The 24,980-nt window shown below is 72.8% G+C and carries 15 protein-coding genes; 13 read left to right on the forward strand and 2 right to left on the reverse strand.

The genetic code is table 11. The features are described from left to right. The 3 genes from ADL08_RS22760 to ADL08_RS22770 all read left to right on the forward strand — a co-directional run. Positions 1 to 909, forward strand: a 909-nt coding sequence (locus tag ADL08_RS22760) for an SDR family oxidoreductase (RefSeq protein WP_234352235.1), incomplete at its 5' end; no start/stop codon positions are given. A gap of 78 nt (positions 910 to 987) precedes the next feature. Then, positions 988 to 4,404: a non-ribosomal peptide synthetase gene (locus tag ADL08_RS22765; protein ID WP_053645900.1), complete on the forward strand. Its 3,417-nt coding sequence runs from the start codon at positions 988 to 990 to the stop codon at positions 4,402 to 4,404. Positions 4,405 to 4,446: 42 nt separating this feature from the next. Continuing rightward, complete coding sequence (locus ADL08_RS22770) at positions 4,447 to 7,566, forward strand: condensation domain-containing protein (protein ID WP_053645902.1); 3,120 nt, start codon at positions 4,447 to 4,449, stop codon at positions 7,564 to 7,566. A gap of 101 nt (positions 7,567 to 7,667) precedes the next feature. On the opposite strand, the gene ADL08_RS22775 is transcribed toward ADL08_RS22770, so the two are convergent. Next, positions 7,668 to 8,783 carry a winged helix DNA-binding domain-containing protein gene (locus ADL08_RS22775; RefSeq protein ID WP_053645904.1) on the reverse strand — a complete coding sequence of 372 codons (1,116 nt, stop codon included), beginning with the start codon at positions 8,781 to 8,783 and terminating at the stop codon, positions 7,668 to 7,670. A 326-nt stretch (positions 8,784 to 9,109) separates the two neighbouring features. Here ADL08_RS22775 and ADL08_RS22780 point away from each other — a divergent pair, with 326 nt between their 5' ends. From ADL08_RS22780 to ADL08_RS22810, 7 genes are all read left to right on the forward strand, one after another. Then, positions 9,110 to 10,591 carry a DUF4192 domain-containing protein gene (locus ADL08_RS22780; RefSeq protein WP_053645906.1) on the forward strand — a complete coding sequence of 494 codons (1,482 nt, stop codon included), beginning with the start codon at positions 9,110 to 9,112 and terminating at the stop codon, positions 10,589 to 10,591. Positions 10,592 to 10,706: 115 nt separating this feature from the next. Continuing rightward, positions 10,707 to 12,764, forward strand: a complete 2,058-nt coding sequence (locus ADL08_RS22785; protein ID WP_078968188.1) for a glycogen debranching N-terminal domain-containing protein — start codon at positions 10,707 to 10,709, stop codon at positions 12,762 to 12,764. 145 nt (positions 12,765 to 12,909) lie between these two features. Further along, on the forward strand, positions 12,910 to 13,674 hold the full coding sequence (locus ADL08_RS22790) for an NUDIX hydrolase (protein ID WP_053645908.1): 765 nt from the start codon (positions 12,910 to 12,912) through the stop codon (positions 13,672 to 13,674). A gap of 121 nt (positions 13,675 to 13,795) precedes the next feature. After that, positions 13,796 to 15,646: an ABC transporter ATP-binding protein gene (locus tag ADL08_RS22795; protein WP_053645910.1), complete on the forward strand. Its 1,851-nt coding sequence runs from the start codon at positions 13,796 to 13,798 to the stop codon at positions 15,644 to 15,646. Positions 15,647 to 15,806: 160 nt separating this feature from the next. Next, on the forward strand, positions 15,807 to 16,694 hold the full coding sequence (locus tag ADL08_RS22800; RefSeq protein ID WP_078968189.1) for a FadR/GntR family transcriptional regulator: 888 nt from the start codon (positions 15,807 to 15,809) through the stop codon (positions 16,692 to 16,694). 379 nt (positions 16,695 to 17,073) lie between these two features. Then, positions 17,074 to 18,615, forward strand: a complete 1,542-nt coding sequence (locus tag ADL08_RS22805; protein ID WP_267889584.1) for an RNA polymerase sigma factor — start codon at positions 17,074 to 17,076, stop codon at positions 18,613 to 18,615. A 182-nt stretch (positions 18,616 to 18,797) separates the two neighbouring features. Further along, a complete protein-coding gene (locus ADL08_RS22810) occupies positions 18,798 to 19,616 on the forward strand; it encodes a S1 family serine peptidase (protein ID WP_053645916.1) in 819 nt (272 codons plus the stop codon). 183 nt (positions 19,617 to 19,799) lie between these two features. Here ADL08_RS22810 and ADL08_RS22815 read toward each other — a convergent pair whose 3' ends face one another. Further along, positions 19,800 to 20,030, reverse strand: a complete 231-nt coding sequence (locus tag ADL08_RS22815) for a DUF7455 domain-containing protein (RefSeq protein WP_030211728.1) — start codon at positions 20,028 to 20,030, stop codon at positions 19,800 to 19,802. A 435-nt stretch (positions 20,031 to 20,465) separates the two neighbouring features. On the opposite strand from ADL08_RS22815, the gene ADL08_RS22820 reads away from it, so the two are divergent. The 3 genes from ADL08_RS22820 (at position 20,466) to ADL08_RS22830 (ending at position 24,965) form a co-directional block, all read left to right on the forward strand. Continuing rightward, entirely contained in the window at positions 20,466 to 22,583 is a 2,118-nt protein-coding gene (locus tag ADL08_RS22820) for a DNA gyrase/topoisomerase IV subunit B (protein WP_053645918.1), read from the forward strand. Positions 22,584 to 22,890: 307 nt separating this feature from the next. After that, positions 22,891 to 23,376: a DUF485 domain-containing protein gene (locus ADL08_RS22825; RefSeq protein WP_420709609.1), complete on the forward strand. Its 486-nt coding sequence runs from the start codon at positions 22,891 to 22,893 to the stop codon at positions 23,374 to 23,376. Then, positions 23,373 to 24,965, forward strand: coding sequence for a cation acetate symporter (locus ADL08_RS22830; RefSeq protein ID WP_053645920.1), 1,593 nt, complete (start codon positions 23,373 to 23,375; stop codon positions 24,963 to 24,965). The genes ADL08_RS22825 and ADL08_RS22830 overlap by 4 nt, the downstream gene beginning before the upstream one ends. Positions 24,966 to 24,980: the final 15 nt, after the last annotated feature.

The following is a 24,980-nucleotide window of genomic DNA, read 5'->3' on the forward strand; positions in this document are numbered from 1 at the left end:
CGCCCCACCCGTCCCACCGAGACCCACCCGCCGCACCCGTCCCGCCGAACAGACCCGCGGACCGATCCGAAGGAGACCGTCGCCATGGGGCGAGCCGACAACAAGACCGTCATGATCACCGGCGCGGCCCGCGCCCTGGGCCGCTCGCACGCCCTGTTGTTCGCCGAGGAGGGGGCCGACCTGGTCCTCACCGACCTCGGCCGGGAGAGCGGCGGCCCGTACGCGATGCCGGGCCGCAAGCTCCTGGAGGAGACGGCACGCGACTGCCGCCGCCTGGGCAGCCGGGTCGTCACGGCGGGTGCCCACGTCCGCCCCCAGGCCCCGGGGGACGCGGCCGTCGCCGCCGGGATCGACGAGTTCGGCTCCATCGACGTCCTGGTCAACAACGCCGGCCTGCTCGCCCCCGGCGGCGTCATGTCCCACGAACTCTCCGAGGAGGACTGGCAGCTCGTCGTCGACGTCAACCTCAACGGCACCTGGCGCTGCGCCCGCGCGGTACTCCCGCACATGGCCGAGCGGCGCGCCGGCGCCATCGTGAACACCGCCTCCACCGGGGGGCTCGTCGCCTTCGAGATGTTCTCCAGCTACGTCGCCTCCAAGCACGCGGTCGTCGGCCTGACCAAGGCACTGGCCCTGGAGTACGGACGCCTCGGCATCCGCGTCAACGCCGTCTGCCCGACCACCGTCGAGGCCGACCCGGCCCTGCGCACGGAGAGCACCGCGGCCGTCGCCGCGTCCATCGGCAGCTCGCTGGAGGACTACGAGCGCAGCTCCGCCTCGTACCACGCGCTGCGCCGTCTGGTCACCGCCCGGGAGGTGTCCGAAGCCGTCCTCTGGCTCGCCGCCGACACCGCCGGCGGAGTCACCGGAACCTGCCTCGTCGTCGACGGCGGCTTCACCGCCCGCTGACCGCCGGACCCGGGCCGCACCTCCGCCCGCAGCCCCCGCACCCACCTCGAAGACCCGGTTCACCCGATGGAGTCCGTCATGACAGACCTGGCCCTGCACCTGGACGACGACGTCGCGCGACGGCTCGCCGCCCTCGACCCGCGCCGACGCGACCTCGCCCTCCGGCTGCTCGCCGAGGCCGAGGGAGCCGGGGGCGGCCCGCCGCGGGAGCGGGGCATCGGACGGCGGCCCGCCGGGGACACCGGGTCGGCGCTCTCGTACGAGCAGGAACGCCTCTGGTTCATGGACCGGCTCGTCCCCTTCCGCGAGGTCTTCCACGTGCCGACGGCCCTCCGGCTGCACGGCCCGTTCGACCCCGAGGCCCTGCGGCGCGCCCTGGAACGCACCACCCAGCGGCACGAGTCGCTGCGGACCGTCTTCACCGAGACCCCGCGGGGTCCCGTGCAGACCGTGCTCGACCGGGTCGACGTCCCCGTGACCGTCGACGACCTGACCGGACACCCCGAGGCCCGCCGGGAGGCGGAACGGCGCGCCGCCGCCGCCGTCCTCGAACCCTTCGACCTGGAGCACGGCCCGCTCCTGCGCGTCCGCCTGCACCGCGTCGCCGAGCAGGAGTGGCTGCTGCTGATCGTGCAGCACCACATCGTCTCCGACTACTGGTCCCTCGGCATCCTGCTGAACGAGATCGGCGCCCTGTACGCGGCGGAGCGCGACGGCACCCCCGCCCCCGAAGCCCCGTCCCTCCACTACCCGGACTTCGCCCACTGGCAGCGGGAGACGCTCACCGGCGAGAACCTGCGGCGCGAGCTGGACTTCTGGAAGGACACCCTGGCCGACGCCCCCGAAATCCTCGAACTGCCCCTGGACCGCCCCCGCACCGCCGAGCGGCGCACCCGCGGCCGCTTCCACCACGTCCGCTTCGCCCCCGCCCTCACCCGCTCCGTGCGCGACCTCGCGGGCACCGAGGGAGCCACCCTCCACCAGGCCTTCCTCGCCGCCTACTTCGCCGCCCTCTCCCGGCACGTGCGCCAGGACGACATCGTGGTCGGCGTTCCCGTCGCCGGCCGCAGCCGCCCCGAACTGCAGTCGATGATCGGCTACTTCCTCAACTGGCTGCCCATCCGGATCCGGTTCGACGACCGGCCCTCGTTCCGCGAGCTGCTGCGCCGGGTCACCCGGGCCTCGAACGAGGCCTTCGCCCACCAGGACCTGCCGTTCGAGATGCTGGTCCAGGCCCTCGACACCCGCCGCACCCCCGGCTCCACGCCCGTCTTCCAGACCTCCTTCAGCCTGCGCGACGCCCCGCCCGTGCCCCCGGCGATCCCGGGCACCACCGTGGAGTACGCCGACCTCGGCGGCGGCGCGACGCACTACGACATGATGGCCGAGCTGTGGGTCGAGGACGGCACCGTCACCGGCTACCTCCCCTACAACGACGAGCTGTTCGACGACAGCACCCTCGGCTCGTTCTTCGACCGGATGCACCGCCTCCTCGAAGACGCCGTCCGGCGCCCGGACGCCCCCGTCGCCGACCTCGACCTCCTCGGTGACGGGGAACGCGCCCGGCTCCTCGGAACGCCCCCCGTCCCGCCGGCCGGCACCGGCACCACCCTGCACGAGCGGTTCACCGCCACGGCGGCCCGCCACGCCGACCGCACCGCCGTCACCTTCGAGGACGAGCGGCAGGACTACGCGACCCTGGAGCGCCGCTCCAACCGCTTCGCCCACGCGCTGCGCGCCCTCGGCGCGGGCCCCGGCCGCAACGTCGGCGTCCACCTCGACCGCTGCGCCGACCTGCCGGCCGTCCTCCTCGGCGTGCTCAAGACCGGCGCCGCGTACGTCCCCGTCGACGCCGACAACCCGCCCGAGCGCACCGCCGTCCAGTTCGCCGACGCGAGCTGCGCCGTCGTCGTCACCACGTCCGACCTGGCCGCCCGCCACCCCGACTCCGCCCCGCCCGTCCTGCTGCTCGACGAGACCCCCGACGACGACGCCCCGGCGGCCTTCCCCGACACCCCCGTGCCCGCCTCCGGAGTGGACTCCGGCGCCCCGGCGTACATCATCTACACCTCCGGTTCCACCGGCGTCCCCAAGGGCGTCGTCGTCAGCCACGCCAACGCGCTGCGCCTCTTCACCTCCGCCGAGGAGCACTTCGACTTCGGCCCCGACGACGTCTGGACGATGTTCCACTCCCACGCGTTCGACTTCTCCGTCTGGGAGCTGTGGGGCGCCCTGCTGCACGGCGGCCGGCTCGTCGTCGTACCGCACTGGGTGACCCGCGCCGCAGACGAGTTCGCCGCGCTCCTCGCCGAGGAACGCGTCACCGTCCTCAACCAGACCCCGTCCTCCTTCGCCCAGGTCAGCCGGATCGTCCTGGAGCGCAGGCCCGACCTCTCCCTGAGGTACGTGGTGTTCGGCGGCGAGGCCCTCGACCCGACCGCCCTCACCGACTGGTTCGCCGTGTACGGCGACGAGGCGCCGAGCCTCGTCAACATGTACGGCATCACCGAGACCACCGTCCACGTCACCCACCGGCGCGTCACCGCGGCCGACGCGGCCGGGGCCGACTCGGTCATCGGCGACCCCCTGCGCGACCTCGCCCTGTACGTCCTCGACGAGGCCCTGAACCCCGTCCCGCCCGGTGTCCCCGGCGAGCTCTTCGTCGGCGGGGCCGGCGTCGCCCTCGGCTACCTCGGCCGGCCCGACCTCAGCGCCGACCGGATGCTTCCCGACCCCTTCGCCACCGCGCCCGGCGCCCGCATGTACCGCAGCGGCGACCTCGCCCGGCGGATGCCCGGCGGCGAACTGTGCTACCTCGGACGCGCCGACGGCCAGGTCAAGGTCCGCGGCCACCGGATCGAACTCGGCGAGATCCGCTCGGCGCTCCTCGCGCTCCCCGACGTCGTCGACGCCGTCGTCGTCACCCGCGCCGACAACACCGGCAGCCTCCGCCTGGTCGCCTACGTCGTCCCGGCCGGGGAGACCGAGGTCTCCGGCCGCGAGCTGCGCCGGGCCCTCGGCCGCCGACTGCCCGAGTGGATGGTTCCCACCGTCTACGAGTCCCTGGACGCGATCCCCCTCACCCGCAACGGCAAGGTCGACCGGCGGGCCCTGCCCGAACCCGGCGCCGGCCCCGACGCCCGCACCCGGGTCCACGTGCCGCCGGAGACCGAAACCGAGAAGGCGCTCGCCGCCATCTGGCAGGAACTCCTCGGCGTCCCCCGCGTCGGCCTGGACGACGACTTCTTCCACATCGGCGGCCACTCCCTGATGGTCGTCCAGCTGGTCTCCCGCATCCGCGAACACCTCGGCCGTGAAGTGCCCATCTCCGGTCTCTTCCAGCACCCGGGCCTGCGCGAGATGGCCGTCGAGATCGACACGGGCATCGGCTCCTACGCGGTGGGCGCCGCCCTGACCGCGGACAACGAGACCGCCCTCGCCGGGATGAGCGAGGCCGAGATCGACGCGATGCTCGCCGCGCTCGACGACGAGTGAGCCCCGGACCACCAGAGACCACGGACCAAGGAGACCCCCGCGATGCACCCCGTACACGAGCAGCTGCCGCTCACCCCCGTCCAGGCCCAGCTGTGGTTCGCCGAGAGCATGGAGGCGGGCAGGACCCTCTACACCGAGGCCGGGGGGCTCCGGCTGACCGGCCCCGTCGACCGCGAGGCCCTGGGCCGGGCACTGCTCGCCGTCGTCGCGCGTCACGAGGCGCTGCGCACGGTCGTCCCGGCGCCGGACGGCATCCCGGTGATGCGGGTCCTGCCCCCGCCCGACAAGGCCCCGCTGACCTTCGCCAGCGTGCTCGGCATCCCGCCCGAGCACCGGGAGGAGGCCACACGGGCCGCGGCCACCGACTTCGTGGAACGGCCCGTCGACCTCGCCGAGGGACCGCTGCTGCGGGCCATGCTGATCGACGCCGGTGAGGGGACCTCGGTCTTCGTCCTCGCCTGCCACCACGTGGTGTGCGACGCCACCTCCGCCGCCCTCGTCCTCGAAGAGATCGTCCACGACTACGAGACGTTCACCCGGGGCCTGATCTCCGACCTTCCCGAACCCGCCCTGCAGTTCGGCGACTTCGCCGTCTGGGAGCGCGACACCCGCGACGCGGTGGAGACCGCGGAACTCGCCCACTGGCAGGACGTCCTGCGGGACGCGCCGGACGTCCTCGACCTGCGCGCGGGCCGCCCGCGCCCCGCGCGCAAGGGCACCTCGGGCACCCGCGCCGAGTTCCCCCTCGGCGACGACCTCGCCGACCGGCTGCTCGCCCTCGCCCGGAGGCACCGCACCTCCGGCTACGTCGTGGCGCTCGCCGCCTTCGCCGGACTCGTCGCCCGCCGCACCGGTCGCGACGACTTCCTCCTCGGCACCATGGTCCCGGGCCGGAGCGTCCCCGAACTCGAACAGGTCGTCGGTCAGTTCGCCAACACCGTCCCCGTCCGCCTGGACGCCTCCGGCGACCCCGGTTTCGAGGAGCTCGTCGGCCGCGCCGGCCGCGCCGTCTCCGCCGCCGTCGACCACGGCCGGATCAGCCTCGGCCGGATCGTCGAGACCGTCCTCCCCGGCGGCAGCCGCTCCGACAGCCGCAACGCCCTCCTCCAGCACCTCTTCCTGCCCCGGATCTCCCCGGTGTCCACGCCCCGGTTCGGCCCCGCGACCGCCGAACCCTTCGAGGTGGACCGCACCCGCGGCCGACTCGACACCATCACCGAGATCGACCTCGCCCCCGACCGGCTGCGCGCCTGGGTCGAGTACGACACCGAGCTGTTCACCACAGACGAGATCGGCCTCCTCCTCACCGAGTACGCGGCCGTGCTGCGCGCCTGGACCGAGGACCCCGGCCTCCGGCTCTCCGCCCTCCCCGTCACCGCCGTCGACCTCCCCGACGAGGACGACACCCGTCGCGACGAGGAAGGCGCCGACCGGCCGCCGGAGGCCGACTCGGTCCTGCTCTCCCTGGTCCGCGAGGTCTGGGCGCAGGCCCTCGACGTGCCGGACGTCGGCCCGGACGACGACTTCTTCGTCATGGGCGGACACTCCATGCTGTCCGCGAAGCTCGTCGGCCGGATCGGCGAGACCTTCGCGATCCGCCTGCCCCTGCGCACCTTCTTCGAGAACCCCACGCCCGCACTGCTGACCGCCGAGATCCGGCGCATGCACCCGGAGATCGACGCGCTCGTCCGCAGCGTCGTCACGCTGACCGACAGCCTGGCCGACGCGGAGCCCACGCCCGACGACACCCGGACGACCGGCACGGAGCCCGCGCCGGGCGCTGCCCCGACGCCCGGCACGGGGCCGGCCGCCGCCGACACCGAACGGCTCGTCCCGCTCGCCGCCTCCCAGCTCCAGATCTGGTTGTCCGAGCAGAAGAACCCCGGAACGCTCACCCACACCGTCCCGATGCTCCTCACCCTCCACGGCCCGCTCGACACCACCGCGCTCCGAGGAGCGGTCGCGGACGTCGTGGCCCGGCAGGAGGCCCTGCGCAGCACCTTCGTCGAGGTCGACGCCGAACCCCGCCAGCGCATCGTGCCCCGTCTGGACGTGCCCGTCCCCTTGATCGACCTGTCCGGAACGGAATCCCGGCAGGAGCGGGAGCAGGAGGCCGTCCGGTTGCGCGAGGAGACCGCCCACACCCCCCTCGACCTGGAGCACGGCCCGCTCCTGAAGGTCCGCCTGGTCCGGCTGGACGAGGAGGAGCACGTCCTGCACCTGCTGTTCCACCACCTCGTCACCGACGAGGTGTCGATGACGCTGTTCATGCAGGAACTGTCCGAGTTCTACCGGGCCCGCGTCGAAGGACGCGCCCACCGGCTGCCGCCGCTCACCACCGGGATCGCCGACCTCGTCGCCGACGAGCGCGCCATGCTCGCCGGCCCGGAGGGCGAACGCCTGCGCCGCCACTGGGTCCGGCAACTGACCGGAGCCCGCGAACTGCTCCTCGACACCGACCGGCCGCGGACGGCCGACGTCGGACAGGCGGGGGAGTTCCTCCAGGGCTGGGCGCCCGGAGAGCTGTTCTCCGCCATGTCGGAAGCGGCCAGGAACCGTCAGACCACGGTCTTCACGGTGTTCCTCACCGCCGTCCTCACCGTGCTGCACCGGCTCACCGGCGAGAACGACATCGTGGTCGGCGTCCCCTGCGAGAACCGTACCCAGCCCGGCGCCGATCGGCTCATGGGCTGCTTCCTCAACGTGCTGCCCCTGCGCGTCGACTGCTCGGGAGACCCGACGTTCGCCGACTTCCAGCGCCGCGTCAGCGACCGGCTCCTCGACGCGTACGACCACCAGCGGCTCCCCGTCGCCGACATGCTGGACGCCCTGCGCCCGGAGCGCTCGGGCAGCCGCCAGCCCCTGTTCCAGGTCACCTGCGAACTCCAGCTGGCCATGTGGATGCCGCTGGACCTGCCGGGCGTCACGGCGGAGTACGAACTCGTCTCGCACGGCACCGCCCGCTACGAGATGTCCTTCCACGGCCAGGCCCGGCCCGACCGGCTGAGCGTGGCCCTCGAACTCAACACCGGACTGTGGCACCGGGATACGGGACTCGCCCGCATCGAGGACGTCCTGGCGGTGTTGCGACGGGCGACGGCCGAGGACGGCGGCGGCACCCCGCTGTCGTCCTTCGTGCCGGGCCGGGCCCTGCCCCGCTGATCGCCGGCCCACGGGGATCCGAACACGGGGATCCGAACCCGGCGGCGGTGAGGAAGCGGCGATCCCGCGCCCTCTCCGCCGCCGTTCACCTCGAACGGACCTCAGATCGTCTTGACCGACATCGCGTACGACCGGCCGGTGCACACCTCCAGGTGCCCGACCTCGGCCTCCAGCGCCTTCTTCGGCACCTCGGGGCTCTCGGAGAACAGCTGCACGTCCACGGTCCCGTCGTTGGCCTCCCACACCCCGGCGACCCGCCCCCGGTGCACCACCACGGGCGTGATCCAGCCGGACGTACGGCTCACCGCCTTGCGCCGCTCCGCCCGCAGGATGCGCGTGTCGGACGTCCCCGGCCCCAGCACGTACTGGTCGAACCCGGCCAGCAGCCGCACTTCCTTCGACGGTTTGACCGCCGCCAGCGCGTCCACGTCCTCGGCGCGCACGTAACACGCCGTTCCCTCCACCTCCACCTTCGTCAGCTCCTCGCCGAGCGAGGCGAACCAGCCGCGCACCGCCGTCTTGCGATGCGCGTTGCGCGTCAGCCACGCGTCGAAGGTCTCCGGGGTCGCCGGCCCGTGCGCCCCCAGGTACGCGGGGATCACGGTGCGCGCCGCTTCCTCCGGTTCGATCGTCCCGGACCAGCCGGGCACCCGGTCGCGCGGCGAGGCGAAGGTGATGCGGTTGCCCTGGTTCGGGCCGTGGCACAGCTTCCCCGTCCACGCCAGCGGCTTGAGCACCGTCCCCCAACCGGACGTCAGCTGCTCCTTCAGGGCGGCGAACCTGCCGTGGGCGACCAGGGCCTCGGTGAGCTCCTGACGGGTGAGGACCTTGCCGGCGAGAAGGTCGTCGACGGCCTCGCCGAGCGACGTCATCTGCGTCGGGGTGACCCCGAACGTCCGCTGCCAGGCGGGCTTCTCCCAGGTCCGCGCCGCCGCCATCAGCGACAGGTAGGCCGCCATGTGCTCGGCCGCCACGAGGTGCAGCGTGCCCCGCATGACCCAGGTCTTGACCACCTCGCGGGCCTCCAGCGCCTTCTCCACGGCGTCGGCCTTCGGTTTCCGCTGCCGGGTGGCGAGGGCGAGCTCCGCGGAGGAGGCCACCTGTGCCTGCACCCCCGCGAGCTCCCGCACCAACTCCGCGACAGAAGCCGTCCCCCGGGGGGCGAGGCTCTGCTGCCGCAGCCGCCAGGCGAGTACCTGATCCTGAGTCACCTGCATGAGCGCTCCTCGGTGTAGGTCGCAGATCGGCTGCCATCCTGCCCGAACGGCGCGTCGGAACGAGTCCGTTCCACTGGAGAACGGCTGGAGTCCGGCCACCCCGGCGGAACCGGGCGAACGCGGCCCGCACCGCCTCGTAGCGCGACCGGATCTTCGAGTGGATCGAGCGAGTCGTGTGAGTCATGCCTCCATGCAACCCGGTGCCACGGACATCGTGGGCATCAGCCCCCGAATCTGTGGATAACTCGAAAGTCCGGCGGATGCCCTGATCCGTGAGTTATCCACAGGGCTTTCGGATTTCGGAAGAACACGACACCGTTCTGGCCATGAACGCGAATCGCCATGAAACCAGCGGACCCTCCCGTACCCAGCAGATCACCCTGCGAGGCCCGGCCGAACTGGCCGACGCCCTCCCGTTCATGCTGGGCTTCCACCCCACCGACTCGGTCGTCCTGGTCGCCCTCCACGGCGAGCGCGGCCGTTTCGGCGGCCGCGTCAGGCTCGGCATCCCGAGCTCGCCCCGCGAATGGGCCTCCACCGCCGACCACCTCGCCGAGTGCCTCGTCGAGGGAGGCGCCAGGGCCGGTGCCCGACCGGACGGCATCGTCGTCTTCCTCTGCCAGGACCCGGCCCCCGGCGAGACGGGCCGCCGGGTCATGGAGCGGCTGCGTCCCTTCGCGCAGCGACTGCGCACCGCCTGCGGCGCCCTCGACATCCCCGTCTACGAAGCCCTCTGCATCTCCGACGGCCTCTACTTCTCCTACTGCTGCCCCGACGCGCGCTGCTGCCCGCCCGACGGCACCCCGCTCGCGCTCAGCGGCACGACGGTGATGGCGGCGACCGCCGCGTACGCCGGAGTGCGGGTGCGGGGCTCCCTGCGGGACATGGAAGCCCGGCTGAAGCCGGCCGGCGGCCCCGGCGAGGAAGAGCAGCGGACCGCGCTCGACGCGGCCGCCGCCTCGATCGTCCCCCGGCTCCTCGAAGACCCCGAGGGCAGGGAACGGACGGAGGTGCGCGAGAGGACACTGGATCTCGCCCGCGGAATCCTCCGCCGATTCGCCAACCCGGACACCCCGAAGATCCCGAAGCTCCGCAAGGACCCGAAGGACCCGAAGGTCCCGGCGGTCCCGGCGGTCCCGACGGGCGTGACAGGCATGACGGGTGTGACGATCCCAGGAAGGCCCGTCACCGACACGGCCGAGGGCGCGACGACCGACGCGGCCGACGACGCCCTGATCACGTCCGACGAGGCCGCCGCGCTCGTCCTCGGCCTCCAGGACCGGGTCACCCGGGACCGCGCCGCCGAATGGATGGAGGGCTGGGAGGGCACCGCCGCCCTGCGCCTCTGGCGCGTCCTGGCCCGGCGCTGCGTCACTCCCTACCAGGAGTACGCCGCCGCTCCCCTCGCCCTCGTGGGCTGGACCGCCTGGTCCACCGGCGACGAGCCGACGGCCCGGGTCGCCCTCGGCCTCGCACTCGACGCCGACCCCGAATACGTCTTCGCCCAACTGCTCCACCAGGCGTGCAACGAGGGCCTCGACCCCGAATCGCTCCGCTCCTGCCTGAGGAGCGAGCGGGACTCCCGCACCACCTCGGAGCAGCCCTCCCCGGCGTCCTCCCGGCGGGTCAGGACGCGCGCCTCCCACCGGCGGGGAACCCTCCCGACCCTCGGCAGGGCGGGGCGGCAGACCGGGGCGAGGGACCGGCGGGCGGCTGCCGGAGTCCGGCCCGGCGGACCCGCCACCGACAGGCCCGGGGGCGGTTCCCCGCAGCACGGCGGACAGCGCGGCACCAGGAGCGGCCGATGACGACCGTGACCCGGCCGCCCGCGGACGCGTTCAGCTCTCTGGCGGAGACGTACGAACCGTGCCGCCGACACTCCGCCGGCCGTCCGGTCCGCACAGAGAGCACCCCGCACCCGCCATGGCCCCCAGCCCCGTCCCGGCCCCCGGCCGCCCCACCGGCCCTCCGGTCGGCCCCGCCCCCGGCGCCGCGCTCCCGCGCGCGGCACGCCCGATGGAACTCCCCTCGGTGCACGGCGCGCTCGTCTGCGTCGCCCTGCCCGCCCTCGCCGTCTGCGCCGAGCACGGCCAGCTCACCGGCGAGGGGCCCGAGGGCGTGTACGCGGCGGGGCGGCGGCTCCTCTCCCGCTCTGTCCTGCGGGTGGCGGGCCGGGAACCCGTCGCCCTCCAGGGCCGCATGGCGTCCGCCGACCGGGCGGTGTTCCTCGGCGTCCTGCGCGTCCCCGGAGAAGCGGGACCCGACCCCGGCCTCACCGTCGAACGCACGCGGAGCGCCGACGGCACCGAGCGGATCACCCTGCGGAGCGCCGCCGCCCGCCCGCTCCGGCTCCCCGTGGAAATCGCTCTGGGCACGGATCTCGCGGACCTGGGCGCGGTGGCGACCGGCAGACCCGGACCCGAACTCACGGCGAGCGTCCACGGAACAGGACTGCGCTGGACCGGAGGCGACGGACGGGCCGCCGCCGTCACCGCGGATCCCGCGCCCGCGGACGCCCTGGCGGCGGCGGGCGTCCTGCGCTGGGAGGCCGAGTTGGCTCCCGGAGCCGCGTTCACGATCCGGCTCCGGGTGCGAGGAGAGACGACGGCCCGCTCCACGGGCTCCCCGGGTGCGGGCCCCGGGCGACCGGGCGGCCATCTGCTCGCCGAGGCCCTGGCCGAGGCCGACGACCCGCGCCCCGGTGAACTGCTGCGCGCGTCCGTCGAGGACCTGCGGGCCCTGCTCCAGCGCACCCCGGAGCACCCCGCGGACGTGTACCTCGCCGCAGGCGTCCCCTGGCGCTGCGGACCGGTCACCGCCGAGGCGCTCTGGGCGGCCCGCATGGTCCTTCCCCTCGGCACCCGGCTCGCCGCCACCACCCTGCGCGCCCTCGGCCGCACCCAACTCCCCGGAGAAGAAGCCGAGTCCGGCCGCATTCCCGGGCCCCTCAGAGACGCGGGGCCCCAGCTCCCGCCCCGCTGCACGGGCGTCGAGGCCACGCTCGCCTTCCCGGCCGTGCTCGCCGAGGCCCGCCGCTGGGGGCTGCCGTCGGCGGACCTGGAGGAACTGCTCCCCGTCGCGGAGCGCTGCCTCGGCTGGCTGCGCCGCGCCGCCGGCCCGGACGGCCTCGTGCCGGACCCGGGGCCCACCGGGCCCCGGCGGGCCGAGACGCAGGCGCACGCGCACCGGGCGGCGCTGCTCGGCGCGGACCTCCTCGACGACTGCGGGAGACCGGGCGGCGACGCGCTGCGCGACACGGCGAGGACACTGCGCGAACGGTTCCGGCGCGCGTTCTGGATCGACGACCGGGCGGGCGGCCGACCGGTCCTCGCCCGCGCGGCGGACGGCCGGACCTGGTCCCGGACGGGTGGCTGGGCGGCGCACCTGCTCGACACCGGGCTGCTGGGCGGCGGCCGGTACGCGCAGGGCCTGCTGGACCGGGCGGAGACCGAGCGGGTGGCCCGGCTCCTCGGCACCCCGGCCCTCGACTCCGGCTGGGGACTGCGGGGCCTGGGCGCCGAGGAGCCGGGCCACAACCCCTTCGGCCACCGCACGGGCGCGGTCCGGACCCACGACACGGCGGTCGCCGTGGCCGGCCTCGCCGCCGCGGGACACGAGAAGGAGGCCGCCTCCCTGCTCAAGGGACTGCTCGACGCGGCGGAGGCCTTCGACCACCGGCTTCCCGAGATGTACGCGGGCGAGCGGCGGACGACGGGCGGACGCCCGGTGCCCCACCCGGCCGCGTGCCGGCCGGCGGCCGTCGCGGCCGCCGGGGCGGTGCACGCCCTTCTCGCCCTCGCCGGTGTCCGACCCGACGTCCCGGGCCGGTCCGTCTCGGTGCGCCCGCTGTCCTCCGCGCCCTTCGGGGCGATCCGCCTGGCGGGTCTCGTGGTCGCGGGCGAGCCCTTCGCCGTGCGGGTGAGCAGGCTCGGTCTCGGTATGGTCGAGGAGGCCGCAGAGGGCCTTCAGCTGGGAGTGTGACGGGATGGCGGGCACGGACACGAGGGAAGCTTCGCGGCACCCCGGAGAACACCCCGGAGAACACCCCGGAGAACACCCCGGGGAAGTCGTCGCCGAAGATTCCACGGGGCATGTTTATCGTCAGGAAGACGACTATGATCGCGGCATGCCTCCCTACGACCCGTCGGCCTTTCCGCCCTTCGCCGTCACCGTCGATCTGGTCGTGCTCACCGTGCGGCGCCACGCGCTCTGCACCTTGGTCGTACGGCGGGGAGAGACGCCGTTCCAGGGACGTTGGGCCCTGCCCGGCGGCTTCGTGCGGGCGGAGGAGGACCTCGGCGCCGCGGCGGCGCGCGAACTGGTCGAGGAGACCGGCCTCCGCGCGTACGACCCGGCCGCCCCTTCCCCCGTACCGAGCAACGGCGCACACCTGGAGCAGCTGGCGACGTACGGGGCGCCCGACCGCGACCCCCGGATGCGCGTGGTGAGCGTCGCGCACCTGGCCCTCGCCCCGGACCTGCCCGCGCCCAGGGCGGGCGGTGACGCCAACAGCGCCCGCTGGGCCCCCGTCGAGGAACTGCTCGGGGAGGACGCGGCCGCCGGCGCCGGGGGAGCGGGGACGCTCGCCTTCGACCACTCCCGGATCCTCGCGGACGGGGTGGAGCGCGCCCGCTCCAAGATCGAGTACTCCTCCCTGGCCACGGCCTTCTGCCCGCCGGAGTTCACGGTCGGAGAACTGCGGCGCGTCTACGAGGCCGTCTGGGGGGTCACCCTGGATCCGCGTAACTTCCACCGCAAGGTGACCGGCACGCCCGGTTTCCTGGTCCCGGCCGGAGGCACCACCACCCGTCAGGGTGGGCGTCCCGCCCAGCTCTTCAGGGCAGGTGGGGCCACCCTCCTCAACCCGCCCATGCTGCGTCCCGAGGTCTGAGGGAGGGGGCATCCGGCGCCCCAGGGCACCAACCCTGCGCGGAAAGTCCGAAATGTCGCGTTATCTTGCTGCGATAGCGCCGCCCTGCCGCGGAGCGGTGTCACCTACCGCGAGAGAAGCGATGCTCCAGGCAATCGGACTGACCAGCACTCCCCGCAGCGAGCGCCCGCCCGCCGTGGACGATCTGACCTTCGAGGCCCGGCCGGGCGCCGTGACCGCTCTCCTCGGCCCCTCGGGCTCCGGCAAGACCACCGCCCTCCGGCTCATGCTCGAACTCGAGCCGGGGCGCGGGATCACCTACTTCCGCGGCCGGCCGCTGCACCGCATCGCCCGCCCTTCCCGTGAGGTCGGCGTGCTCCTCGGCGACGTCCCCGGCCACCCCTCCCGCACGCTCCGGGGCCAGCTCCGGATGCTCTGCGCCGCCACCGGGGTTCCCTCCTCCCGGGCCGAGGAACTGCTGCGGAGCGTGGGCCTCGCCGGTCTGGAGCGCCGGCCGATCGGCACCCTGCCGATCGGCGCGGACCGTCGACTCGGCCTCGCCTCCGCCCTGTTGGGAGACCCCCACACGCTGCTGCTCGACGAGCCGGGCGCCGGTCTCGCCGCGTCCGAGAGCGCGTGGCTGTACGAGTTCCTGCGCGCCCATGCCTCCGGGGGAGGCACGGTGCTCTACACCACGGCGGACCCCAAGGACGCCGTCCGCAACGCCGACCGGGTCGTCACCCTCGACGGCGGCCGGCTCGTCGCCGCCCAGGAGACCGCCGAGTTCGCCCGGACCCGGCTGCGCCCCCGGGTCACCGTCCGCACCCCGCACGCCGCGCGCCTGGCCTCGGTCGTGGCCCAGGAGGCGAGGGCCGCCCGTCGCCCGGTCGAGGTGGTCGCGGAGGACGGCAACCGGCTGTCCGTCTACGGCAGCGACTGCGCGTCCGTCGGCGACACGGCCTTCCGCCACGGCGTACCGGTCCACCACCTCGCCGACGAGACGGGGGACACCGGTACGGCCGGTGCGCCCGGCACCGACGCCGCCGCGGGGATCGGGCAGGGTGCCCAGGGGGACGGCGCCCACGGGGAACCCGCGGCCGGACCGCATGCCACCGCACCCGTGCACACCCCCACCTCTGTGGCACAGGGCGTCGAAACGCCTTCCGCGGCCGTCGCCCGCGACGTCCCGGCGGAGCCGCCGGTCACCGCCCGGCGGCCGATGCGCTCGCCCCTGCGCCCGCTCCGTTACGAGGTCCACCGGCTCCTGGGCGTGCCGTCCACACCGCTCGTCGTGGCGGGTGTCCTCCTCGTCTCCGTGACGTTCTCCCTGCTCCTTGGGCGGAGCGGCCGCACCGCGCTGCCCGCCGTCCTCGCCGGTTGGTCCGCGATCTCCCCGCTGCCGCCGGCCGCTCTGGGGGCCGGGCTGCTCGGCGCCTTCTCCTTCGCGGAGGAGTACCGCCACCCCGCGCTCACCACGGGCCGCGGAGCCGTGCCCCGCAGGCCGGGCCTGCTGTTCGCGAAGCTCGCCGTGGCGGCGGCCGTCGCCCTCCTGCTCGGGGCGCTCGTCGTCGCGGTCGACCTGGGGGCCCTGCGGCTCTTCTACGGAACCGAGTTGATCCCCGTACCGAGGAAATGGCCGACGCTCTGTGCGAATTGGTTGGGCCTGCTCGTCGGTTGCGCCTGGGCCGGAGTGCTCGGCGCCGGGGTGTTCCGGGCCGCCGCGGCCGGAGTGGCGGCGGTCCTCGCCGTACCGGTCGCCTTCGTTCCGCTGCTGCAGAAGGTGCTGACGGGCCCCTCGGTGCGGTCGGCGGCCGGACTCCCGTCGCGGCTGCGCGAGTTCGTGGGCCCGCACTGGTCCCCGGCCGTGGACCGCTGGCTGACCGGGGCGCTGCGGGTGCTCGGGCAGCCCGCGGGGGTGGCGCTCTCCCTGACGTTGACGGGGTTGTTCTGCGCTTATGTGTTCACCGGCCTTCGTCGCAGAGCCCGTTGGTGATCGCGCACGGACCGAAAGGTTCCGGGTCGCCGTCAACTGACATGAGATATGCGCCTTATGTCCGATTAATCGTCAATTGTGTAAGGGGTGCCGATCACCCTTTCGTGTGCTTTTCACCAAAGACCTCAAGGGCCGCGGAGACAGCGCCGACAAAGGATGCGTGAGTACCCTTGCGCACACCATGATGACCGCCGCCCGCTCCGTCGACTCCGGCCTCGGCGCCCCGGGCGATCTCGACCGCTACCCCTACGCGGAGGCCCCCGCCGCCGGCCGCGTGGGCCCGCCCTCCTGGGAGGGGGTGGACACCGACCTGGGCCGCGTCGGCCGCAGGAGCGCGGGCAACCGCGGGCGCGGCCTGCACGGGCAGCTCGTCCAGCAGCTCGGACAGATGATCGTCTCCGGCGACCTCGGAGCCGACCGCCCGCTCGTTCCCGAGGAGATCGGCCAGCGGTTCGAGGTCTCGCGCACCGTCGTGCGGGAGTCGCTCCGCGTCCTCGAGGCGAAGGGGCTCGTCAGCGCCCGCCCCAACGTCGGCACCCGGGTCAGGCCCGTCAGCGACTGGAACCTCCTCGACCCCGACATCATCGAGTGGCGCGCCTTCGGCCCGCAGCGGGACGACCAGCGCCGCGAGCTGAACGAGCTGCGCTGGACGATCGAGCCCCTGGCCGCCCGTCTCGCCGCCGGACACGGCCGCGAGGACGTGCAGCAGCGCCTCGCCGACATGGTCGAGATCATGGGCCACGCGTTCGCCCAGGGGGACGGCATCACCTTCTCCCGGGCCGACACCGAGTTCCACTCGCTCCTCATCCAGCTCGCCGGGAACCGCATGCTGGAGCACCTCTCCGGCATCGTCTCCGCCGCGCTCCAGGTCTCCGGCGGCCCCGCCACCGGCTGCGACCGGCCGAGCGAGGCCTGCCTCGCCCACCACGCCCGGATCGTGGACGCGCTCGCCGCCGGCGACGCGCAGGGCGCCGAGGCGGCCATGCGGCAGCTGCTCACGGTCCACCCCGAGGTGGAGCGTGTCGTTCCGGCTCCCCGCGAACACTGACCCGCGGGCCGTGGCCGGGAGCGAGAGGGCGTACGCGCCGCGTGTCACCGGATCCGGGCGCCGTCCTGGGAGCCCGGCAGGGCGGCCCCGGGGCGGCGCCCGACTTCCGAAGGTCGAAATGTACGCTGATCGACGGGTCTAGCCGTTTCCTCACCGATGAGGTGTGACTCGGGCCACGAAGATTGGGCGTAACACTCCTCCGGGCCGTGCGATGACCTAAGAGGTGACAGCCGAGGAAGGAATACAGCAGCCGACGGAGGCGCTGTGCAGTTCCCCGGTCCAGCCCGCGCCGTCGGCACATCCCCCGTCGACGGTCGTCGGCTCCAGCCCGATCCAGGGCGGGGCCGGAAGCCGTTTCCATCGTTCCGAGAGGTTGTTCGTGTCGGCCAGCACATCCCGTACGCTCCCGCCGGAGATCGCCGAGTCCGAGTCTGTCATGGCGCTCATCGAGCGGGGAAAGGCTGATGGGCAGATCGCCGGCGATGACGTGCGTCGGGCCTTCGAGGCTGACCAGATTCCGCCAACCCAGTGGAAGAATGTTCTGCGCAGCCTCAATCAGATCCTCGAGGAAGAGGGTGTGACGCTGATGGTCAGTGCAGCGGAGTCGCCGAAGCGCGCCCGCAAGAGCGTCGCAGCGAAGAGCCCGGCCAAGCGCACCGCCACCAAGACCGTCACCGCCAGGGCGACCGTGACGAAGTCCACCGTTCCGGCCGCGGGCTCCGCCGAGGGCGCCGACCCGGCCGACGAGGCCGGCTCGGCCGCCAAGAAGGCGGCCGCGAAGAAGACCGCCACCAAGAAGACGGCGGCCAAGAAGACCGTCGCCAAGAAGACGGCGGCCAAGAAGACCGCGTCCAAGAAGGACGCCGACGAGCTCGTCGAGGGCGAGGAGCTCCTCGAGGACGCCGCTCCCGGCAAGGGCGAGGACGAGGAGACCGAGGGCGAGACCAAGGGCTTCGTCCTGTCCGACGAGGACGAGGACGACGCTCCGGCGCAGCAGGTCGCGGTCGCCGGTGCCACCGCCGACCCGGTCAAGGACTACCTCAAGCAGATCGGCAAGGTCCCGCTGCTCAACGCCGAGCAGGAGGTCGAGCTCGCCAAGCGCATCGAGGCCGGCCTGTTCGCCGAGGACAAGCTCGCCAACTCGGACAAGCTCGCGCCGAAGCTCAAGCGCGAGCTGGAGATCATCGCCGAGGACGGCCGCCGGGCCAAGAACCACCTCCTGGAGGCCAACCTCCGTCTGGTGGTCTCCCTGGCCAAGCGCTACACCGGCCGCGGCATGCTCTTCCTGGACCTGATCCAGGAGGGCAACCTGGGTCTGATCCGCGCCGTCGAGAAGTTCGACTACACCAAGGGCTACAAGTTCTCCACGTACGCCACCTGGTGGATCCGTCAGGCGATCACCCGCGCCATGGCCGACCAGGCCCGCACCATCCGCATCCCGGTGCACATGGTCGAGGTCATCAACAAGCTCGCGCGCGTGCAGCGCCAGATGCTCCAGGACCTGGGCCGTGAGCCCACCCCGGAGGAGCTGGCCAAGGAACTCGACATGACCCCCGAGAAGGTCATCGAGGTCCAGAAGTACGGCCGTGAGCCGATCTCCCTCCACACCCCGCTGGGCGAGGACGGCGACAGCGAGTTCGGCGACCTCATCGAGGACTCCGAGGCGGTCGTCCCGGCCGACGCGGTGAGCTTCACGCTCCTCCAGGAGCAGCTGCACTCCGTCCTCGACACGCTCTCCGAGCGCGAGGCGGGCGTCGTCTCGATGCGCTTCGGCCTCACCGACGGCCAGCCGAAGACGCTGGACGAGATCGGCAAGGTCTACGGCGTGACGCGCGAGCGGATCCGTCAGATCGAGTCGAAGACGATGTCGAAGCTGCGTCACCCGTCGCGTTCGCAGGTGCTGCGCGACTACCTCGACTGACGCGACCGTCCCGGCCGGGACGGACCCGCCCCGGGCGGATCCGGATATCCGTACGAGACGCGCAGAGGTACACCGAAGGGCCCGGTTCCCCGAAAGGGGGAGCCGGGCCCTTCGGGTGTGCGCCGGGGCTCCGGGTGCTGGACGCTGGGTGAATCGACATCACCGGAGAGTCAGGAGGCTTCATGCGTGGTTCCCTCACCCGAGCGTTGACGGGTGCTCTGGGACTGATCACCGCGGCGGCGGGACACCTCGCCCTCGCCGCCCCCGCGGCCGCCGACGGCGTCGTGGTGGGCGGCCGCCAGGTCGGGATCACGGACGCGCCGTGGGTCGTGGCGCTGTCCAGCCGTGACCGGTTCGGGGGTACGCGCGCGGGACAGTTCTGCGGAGGCGTGGTCGTCGCGCCCACCAAGGTGCTCACCGCGGCCCACTGCCTGGGCCGGGAGGTGCTCGGCGGCGAGCCGTGGGAAGTGCGCGACTTCGCGGTCGTCGCCGGCCGCGCCTCGCTGCGCGGCCAGGGCGGCCAGGAGGTCCGCGTCTCCGACACGTGGATCAACCCCGACTACGACCCGACGACCAACTCGGGCGATCTGGCGGTCCTGACCCTGGTGAGCCCGCTGCCGGAGTCGTACGTGATCGGTGTCGCCCGCGCGGGGGACACCGCGTACGCGCCCGGTACGGCGGCGGACGTCTACGGCTGGGGCGACACGAGCGGCAGGGGGACCTACGCCTCCACGCTGCGGACGGCGCGCGTCCAGGTGCTGCCGGACACGGCGTGCGAGCGGGCGTACCCGGGCGGTTCCGGCGTCCGGTACCGGGGCGACACGATGGTGTGCGCGGGCGACCCCGGGGGCGGCAAGGACGCGTGCCAGGGGGACAGCGGAGGCCCGCTGGTGGCCGAGGGGCGCCTCATCGGCCTGGTGTCCTGGGGCAGCGGCTGCGGCGAGGCGGAGAACCCGGGCGTCTACACGCGCGTCTCGACGGTGCTGCCGGAACGCTTCTGAGACGCGCCCGGGCTCGGGGAGGAGCGCCGGGACGGGCTCCGGAAGGCTTCTCCGAAGCGAGTTCCGGGTGCCACTCTGGAAGTCCTCCGGATACGAGAACGGGCGGTCACTCCCCGCGGTACGGGGGTGACCGCCCGTCGTCCGGTCAGCGACCGGCCCTGGGCTCGTCGTGGATGCGGGGCGTCAGTGCTCGTCGCCCACGGTGCGGGCCGGCACGTCCGTCAGCCGGTCCGTCTCATCCTGTATCTCAACGGCGATCTTCTTGAGTTCCGGCTCGAACTTACGTCCGTGGTGGGCGCAGAAGAGCAAGTCACCTCCGCTGGTCAGGACGACACGCAGGTAAGCCTGGGCGCCGCAGCGGTCGCAGCGGTCAGCGGCCGTCAGGGGGCTCGCGGGGGTCAGAACAGTAGTCACGTCGCCTCTTCTCTAGCTCGACGAGCTGTCGTACCAGGGTCAACATCCAACCAGGCCGAAAACGTTCCCGCTCCTGCCTTTTCCTTGAAACTTCTTCCCAAGGTGGCTGTCTGCTGCCGGTTGGCGGCGAATGAGCCGTATTGCGTCGCTCTACGGATTTCGCGTTGCTTGTCTCGGTCAGGCCCTCCCGGCGTGGTTGCCGGTTGTTCATGAGGACGTGCCCGGAGCCTAAATGGTTCATGCCTGGAAGGGAACGTGATGTTCACGTCACCCTATCGAGGGATCGAACACGCATGCGACTCTGGACTAGCATGAGGAATCGGGGAGGGTGGCGTGACAACGGCTCTACCAGGCATCGGTACCCTCTGAAGCCGGTGACCGACGCCGGGCCTTACCCATCGGGCCAGATTTCAAATTCAGCGAGGAGCGAACCGCGTGACCGCCGAGACGTCCGTGCCGTCCAGTGCGCTGCTGACCGCAGACCGTGACGGTTCCAACTACACCGCGCGGCACCTGCTCGTACTGGAAGGGCTCGAAGCGGTCCGCAAGCGCCCCGGCATGTACATCGGGTCCACCGACAGCCGCGGCCTGATGCACTGCATCTGGGAGATCATCGACAACTCCGTCGACGAGGCGCTCGGCGGCTACTGCGACCACATCGAGGTCGTCCTCCACGAGGACGGCTCCGTCGAGGTCCGGGACAACGGCCGGGGCATCCCGGTCGACGTCGAGCCCAAGACCGGCCTCTCGGGCGTCGAGGTCGTCATGACCAAGCTGCACGCCGGCGGAAAGTTCGGCGGCGGCTCGTACGCGGCGTCCGGCGGTCTGCACGGCGTCGGCGCCTCCGTGGTCAACGCCCTGTCGGCCCGCCTCGACGTCGAGGTCGACCGGAACAGCTCGACCCACGCGATCAGCTTCCGCCGCGGCGTCCCCGGCGTCTTCACGGAGCAGGGCCCCGACAGCCCCTTCGACCCGGCCAACGGCCTCCGCAAGAGCAAGCGGATCCCCAAGGCCCGCACCGGCACCCGCGTCCGCTACTGGGCGGACCGGCAGATCTTCCTCAAGGACGCCAAGCTCTCCCTGGAGACGCTCCACCAGCGCGCCCGGCAGACCGCCTTCCTCGTGCCCGGCCTCACCATCGTCGTCCGCGACGAGCGGGACCTGGCCGGGGTCGGCAAGAGCGAGGAGACCTTCCGCTTCGACGGGGGCATCAGCGAGTTCTGCGAGTACCTCGCGCAGGACAAGGCCGTCTGCGACATCCAGCGCCTCACCGGACAGGGCACCTTCAAGGAGACCGTCCCGGTCCTCGACGAGCGCGGCCACATGACCCCGACCGAGGTCACCCGCGAGCTCGCGGTCGACGTCGCCCTGCGCTGGGGCACCGGCTACGACGCCACGGTCAAGTCCTTCGTCAACATCATCGCCACCCCCAAGGGCGGCACCCACGTCTCCGGCTTCGAGCAGGCCGTCACGAAGACGGTGAACGAGGTGCTGCGCTCGGCCAAGATGCTGCGCGTCGCCGAGGACGACATCGTCAAGGACGACGCCCTGGAGGGGCTCACGGCCGTCGTGACCGTGCGCCTCGCGGAGCCGCAGTTCGAGGGCCAGACCAAGGAGGTCCTCGGCACCTCCGCCGCCCGCCGCATCGTGGCGAACGTGGTGGCCAAGGAGCTCAAGGCCTTCCTCACCTCCACCAAGCGGGACGACAAGGCGCAGGCCCGCGCCGTCCTGGAGAAGGCCGTCGCCGCGGCCCGGACCCGGATCGCGGCCCGTCAGCACAAGGAGGCGCAGCGCAGGAAGACCGCGCTGGAGTCCTCCTCCCTGCCGGCCAAGCTGGCCGACTGCCGCAGCGACGACGTGGAGCGCAGCGAGCTCTTCATCGTCGAGGGGGACTCGGCCCTCGGCACGGCCAAGCTCGCCCGCAACAGCGAGTTCCAGGCCCTGCTGCCGATCCGCGGCAAGATCCTCAACGTCCAGAAGTCGTCCGTCGCGGACATGCTCAAGAACGCCGAGTGCGGCGCGATCATCCAGGTCATAGGGGCGGGCTCGGGCCGCACCTTCGACATCGACGCGGCCCGCTACGGCAAGGTCATCATGATGACCGACGCCGACGTCGACGGATCCCACATCCGTACGCTGCTGCTCACGCTCTTCCAGCGGTACATGCGGCCCATGGTCGAGGCGGGGCGGGTCTTCGCGGCCGTTCCCCCGCTGCACCGCATCGAGCTCGTCCAGCCGAAGCGGGGCCAGGACAAGTACGTCTACACGTACTCGGACAACGAGCTGCGGCAGACCCTGCTGGAGTTCCAGCGCAAGGGGGTCCGCTACAAGGACTCGATCCAGCGCTACAAGGGCCTGGGCGAGATGGACGCCGACCAGCTCGCGGAGACCACGATGGATCCGCGCCACCGCACCCTGCGCCGGATCAACATCGGCGACCTGGAGGCGTCGGAGCAGGTCTTCGACCTCCTCATGGGCAACGACGTCGCGCCCCGCAAGGAGTTCATCACCAGCTCGGCGGCGACCCTCGACCGCTCGCGCATCGACGCCTGAGGATCCCCACCCCCGGGTGGAGCCGTGCGCTCCACCCGGAGGCCGACCACTCTCCGTGGCGCAGACATGGCGGAGGGAGGGCGACGACCCCCTCTTCCCGGCGCCGCGGGTCCGAGCGCGCGGGACCGGAGTACGCGACCGGGCACAGGCCGTGCGGTACGCATATCAGCACGGTTTTGTCAGGCCACCTGGGAAAAGAGTCACCTGATGAGGTGAAGTGAGGGAGGAGAAGAGTCCAGGAACTTCCCGCTCTGTCCATCCTTGTGCACGCGGCCGGAACGGTTCGCTGACAAGGAGAGTTGGACCGGTGGAGCAGGTGGACAAGCAGGAGGGGCGCGGCGCTTCGGCAGTGCCGGTCGACGACCCCTGGGACGACGTGTCGGTCGTCGGCCGGGACGAGTGGGCGGAGACCGGGGCGACCGGCGACGGCCACCTGGGCGGGGTGCCGCGACAGCGGGTGCCCAGCGCGGCGGAGATCTATCTGGAGGTCCAGCGGAGCCCCGCCTTCCAGCAAGTGCGCGGCCGCTACCGCCGGTTCGTCTTCCCCGCGACCTTCGCCTTCCTGGCCTGGTACCTCGCCTACGTCGTGGCGGCGACCGCCGCGCCGGGGCTCATGGCCCGGCCGGTCGCCGGAGCGGTGAACGTGGCGATGGTCGCGGGCCTCGGCCAGTTCCTCACCACCTTCGTGCTGACCTGGGCGTACGCGCGCCACGCGCGGCTGCGCAGGGACCGGGCCGCGCTGGAACTGCGCTGGGACACGCAGGAGATGACCCGAGGGGCGGTGCGGCGGTGACCGGAGACCACCAGACCCTGGCACTCGTGCTCTTCAGCCTCTTCGTCGCCGTGACGCTGGGCATCACCACCTGGGTGAGCCGCAGCCGACGCGGTTCGGCGGAGGAGTTCTACGCCGGTGGGCGCCTCTTCTCGCCCATGGAGAACGGCTTCGCCATCGCCGGCGACTACATGTCGGCGGCGTCCTTCCTCGGCATCTCCGGACTGATCGCCCTCTACGGCTACGACGGCATGCTGTACTCCGTCGGGTTCCTCGTCGCCTGGCTCGTCGTCCTCCTGCTGGTCGCCGAACTGGTCCGCAACTGCGGGCGGTTCACACTGGCCGACGTCGTCGCCGCGCGGATGGCCGAGCGCCCCGTGCGGATCGCCGCCGGAACGTCCTCGGTGGCCGTCTCCGTGCTGTACCTGGTGGCGCAGATGGTGGGCGCCGGAAGCCTGGTCGCCCTGCTCCTCGGCGGCACCGGAGAGGCGGCCCGCTCCTGGACGGTGATCGGGGTGGGCGCGCTCATGGTGATCTACGTGTCGCTCGGCGGCATGCGGGCCACCACCTGGATCCAGATCGTCAAGGCGGTCCTCCTCATGGCGGGCACGGTCGCGCTCACCGTCCTCGTCCTGTTCCGTTTCCACGGAGACGTGAACAGCCTGCTCTCCACCGCGGCCGAACGCAGCGGCCACGGCATGGACTTCCTCGCCCCCGGACTCCGCTACGGCGGCGACTGGACGGCCCGCCTCGACTTCATCAGCCTCGGCCTCGCCCTGGTCCTGGGCACCGCGGGCCTGCCGCACATCCTGTCGCGCTTCTACACGGTGCCGACCGCCCGGGCCGCCCGCCGCTCCGTCGTCTGGTCCATCGGGCTCATCGGCAGCTTCTACCTGATGACGATCGTGCTCGGCTTCGGCGCGGCCGCCCTCATCGGCCCCGACGAGGTCCGGGCGTCCAACGCGGCCGGGAACACCGCCGTACCGCTGCTCGCGCTCGACCTCGGGGGCGGCGCCGGTTCCACCGGGGGCACGGTGCTCTTCGCGATCGTCGCCGCCGTCGCCTTCGCGACCATCCTCGCCGTCGTCGCGGGGATCACCCTCGCCTCCTCCGCCTCCGTCGCCCACGACCTGTACGCCTCGCTGCGCCGCAAGCACGCGAAGCAGTACAGCGAGGTGGCCGTGGCCCGGGTCGCCGCGGTGGTGATCGGGGCCGCCGCCATCGGCCTCGGGCTGCTCGCCAGCGACCTCAACGTGGCCTTCCTCGTGGGCCTGGCCTTCGCCGTCGCGGCCTCCGCCAACCTGCCGGTGCTGCTCTACTCGCTGTTCTGGCGGAAGTTCACGACCAGGGGCGCGGTCTGGGCGGTGTACGGCGGGCTCGTCCCGGCCGTTCTGCTCGTCCTGGTCTCGCCGGTCGTCTCCGGCAGCCCGGAGTCGCTCTTCCCCGGCGTCGACTTCCACCTCTTCCCGCTGCAGAACCCGGGCCTGGTCTCCATCCCGCTCGGCTTCCTCGCCGGGTGGGCCGGCACGGTCACCTCGACCGAGCCGCCCGACGCGGCACGGCACGCGGAGACCGAGGTCCGGGCGCTGACCGGGGCGGGAGCGGTCTGATCCCGCCCGCCGGCG

Origin of the sequence: Streptomyces sp. NRRL F-6492, from assembly GCF_001280125.1 — a bacterium.
Lineage (GTDB): Bacteria > Actinomycetota > Actinomycetes > Streptomycetales > Streptomycetaceae > Streptomyces.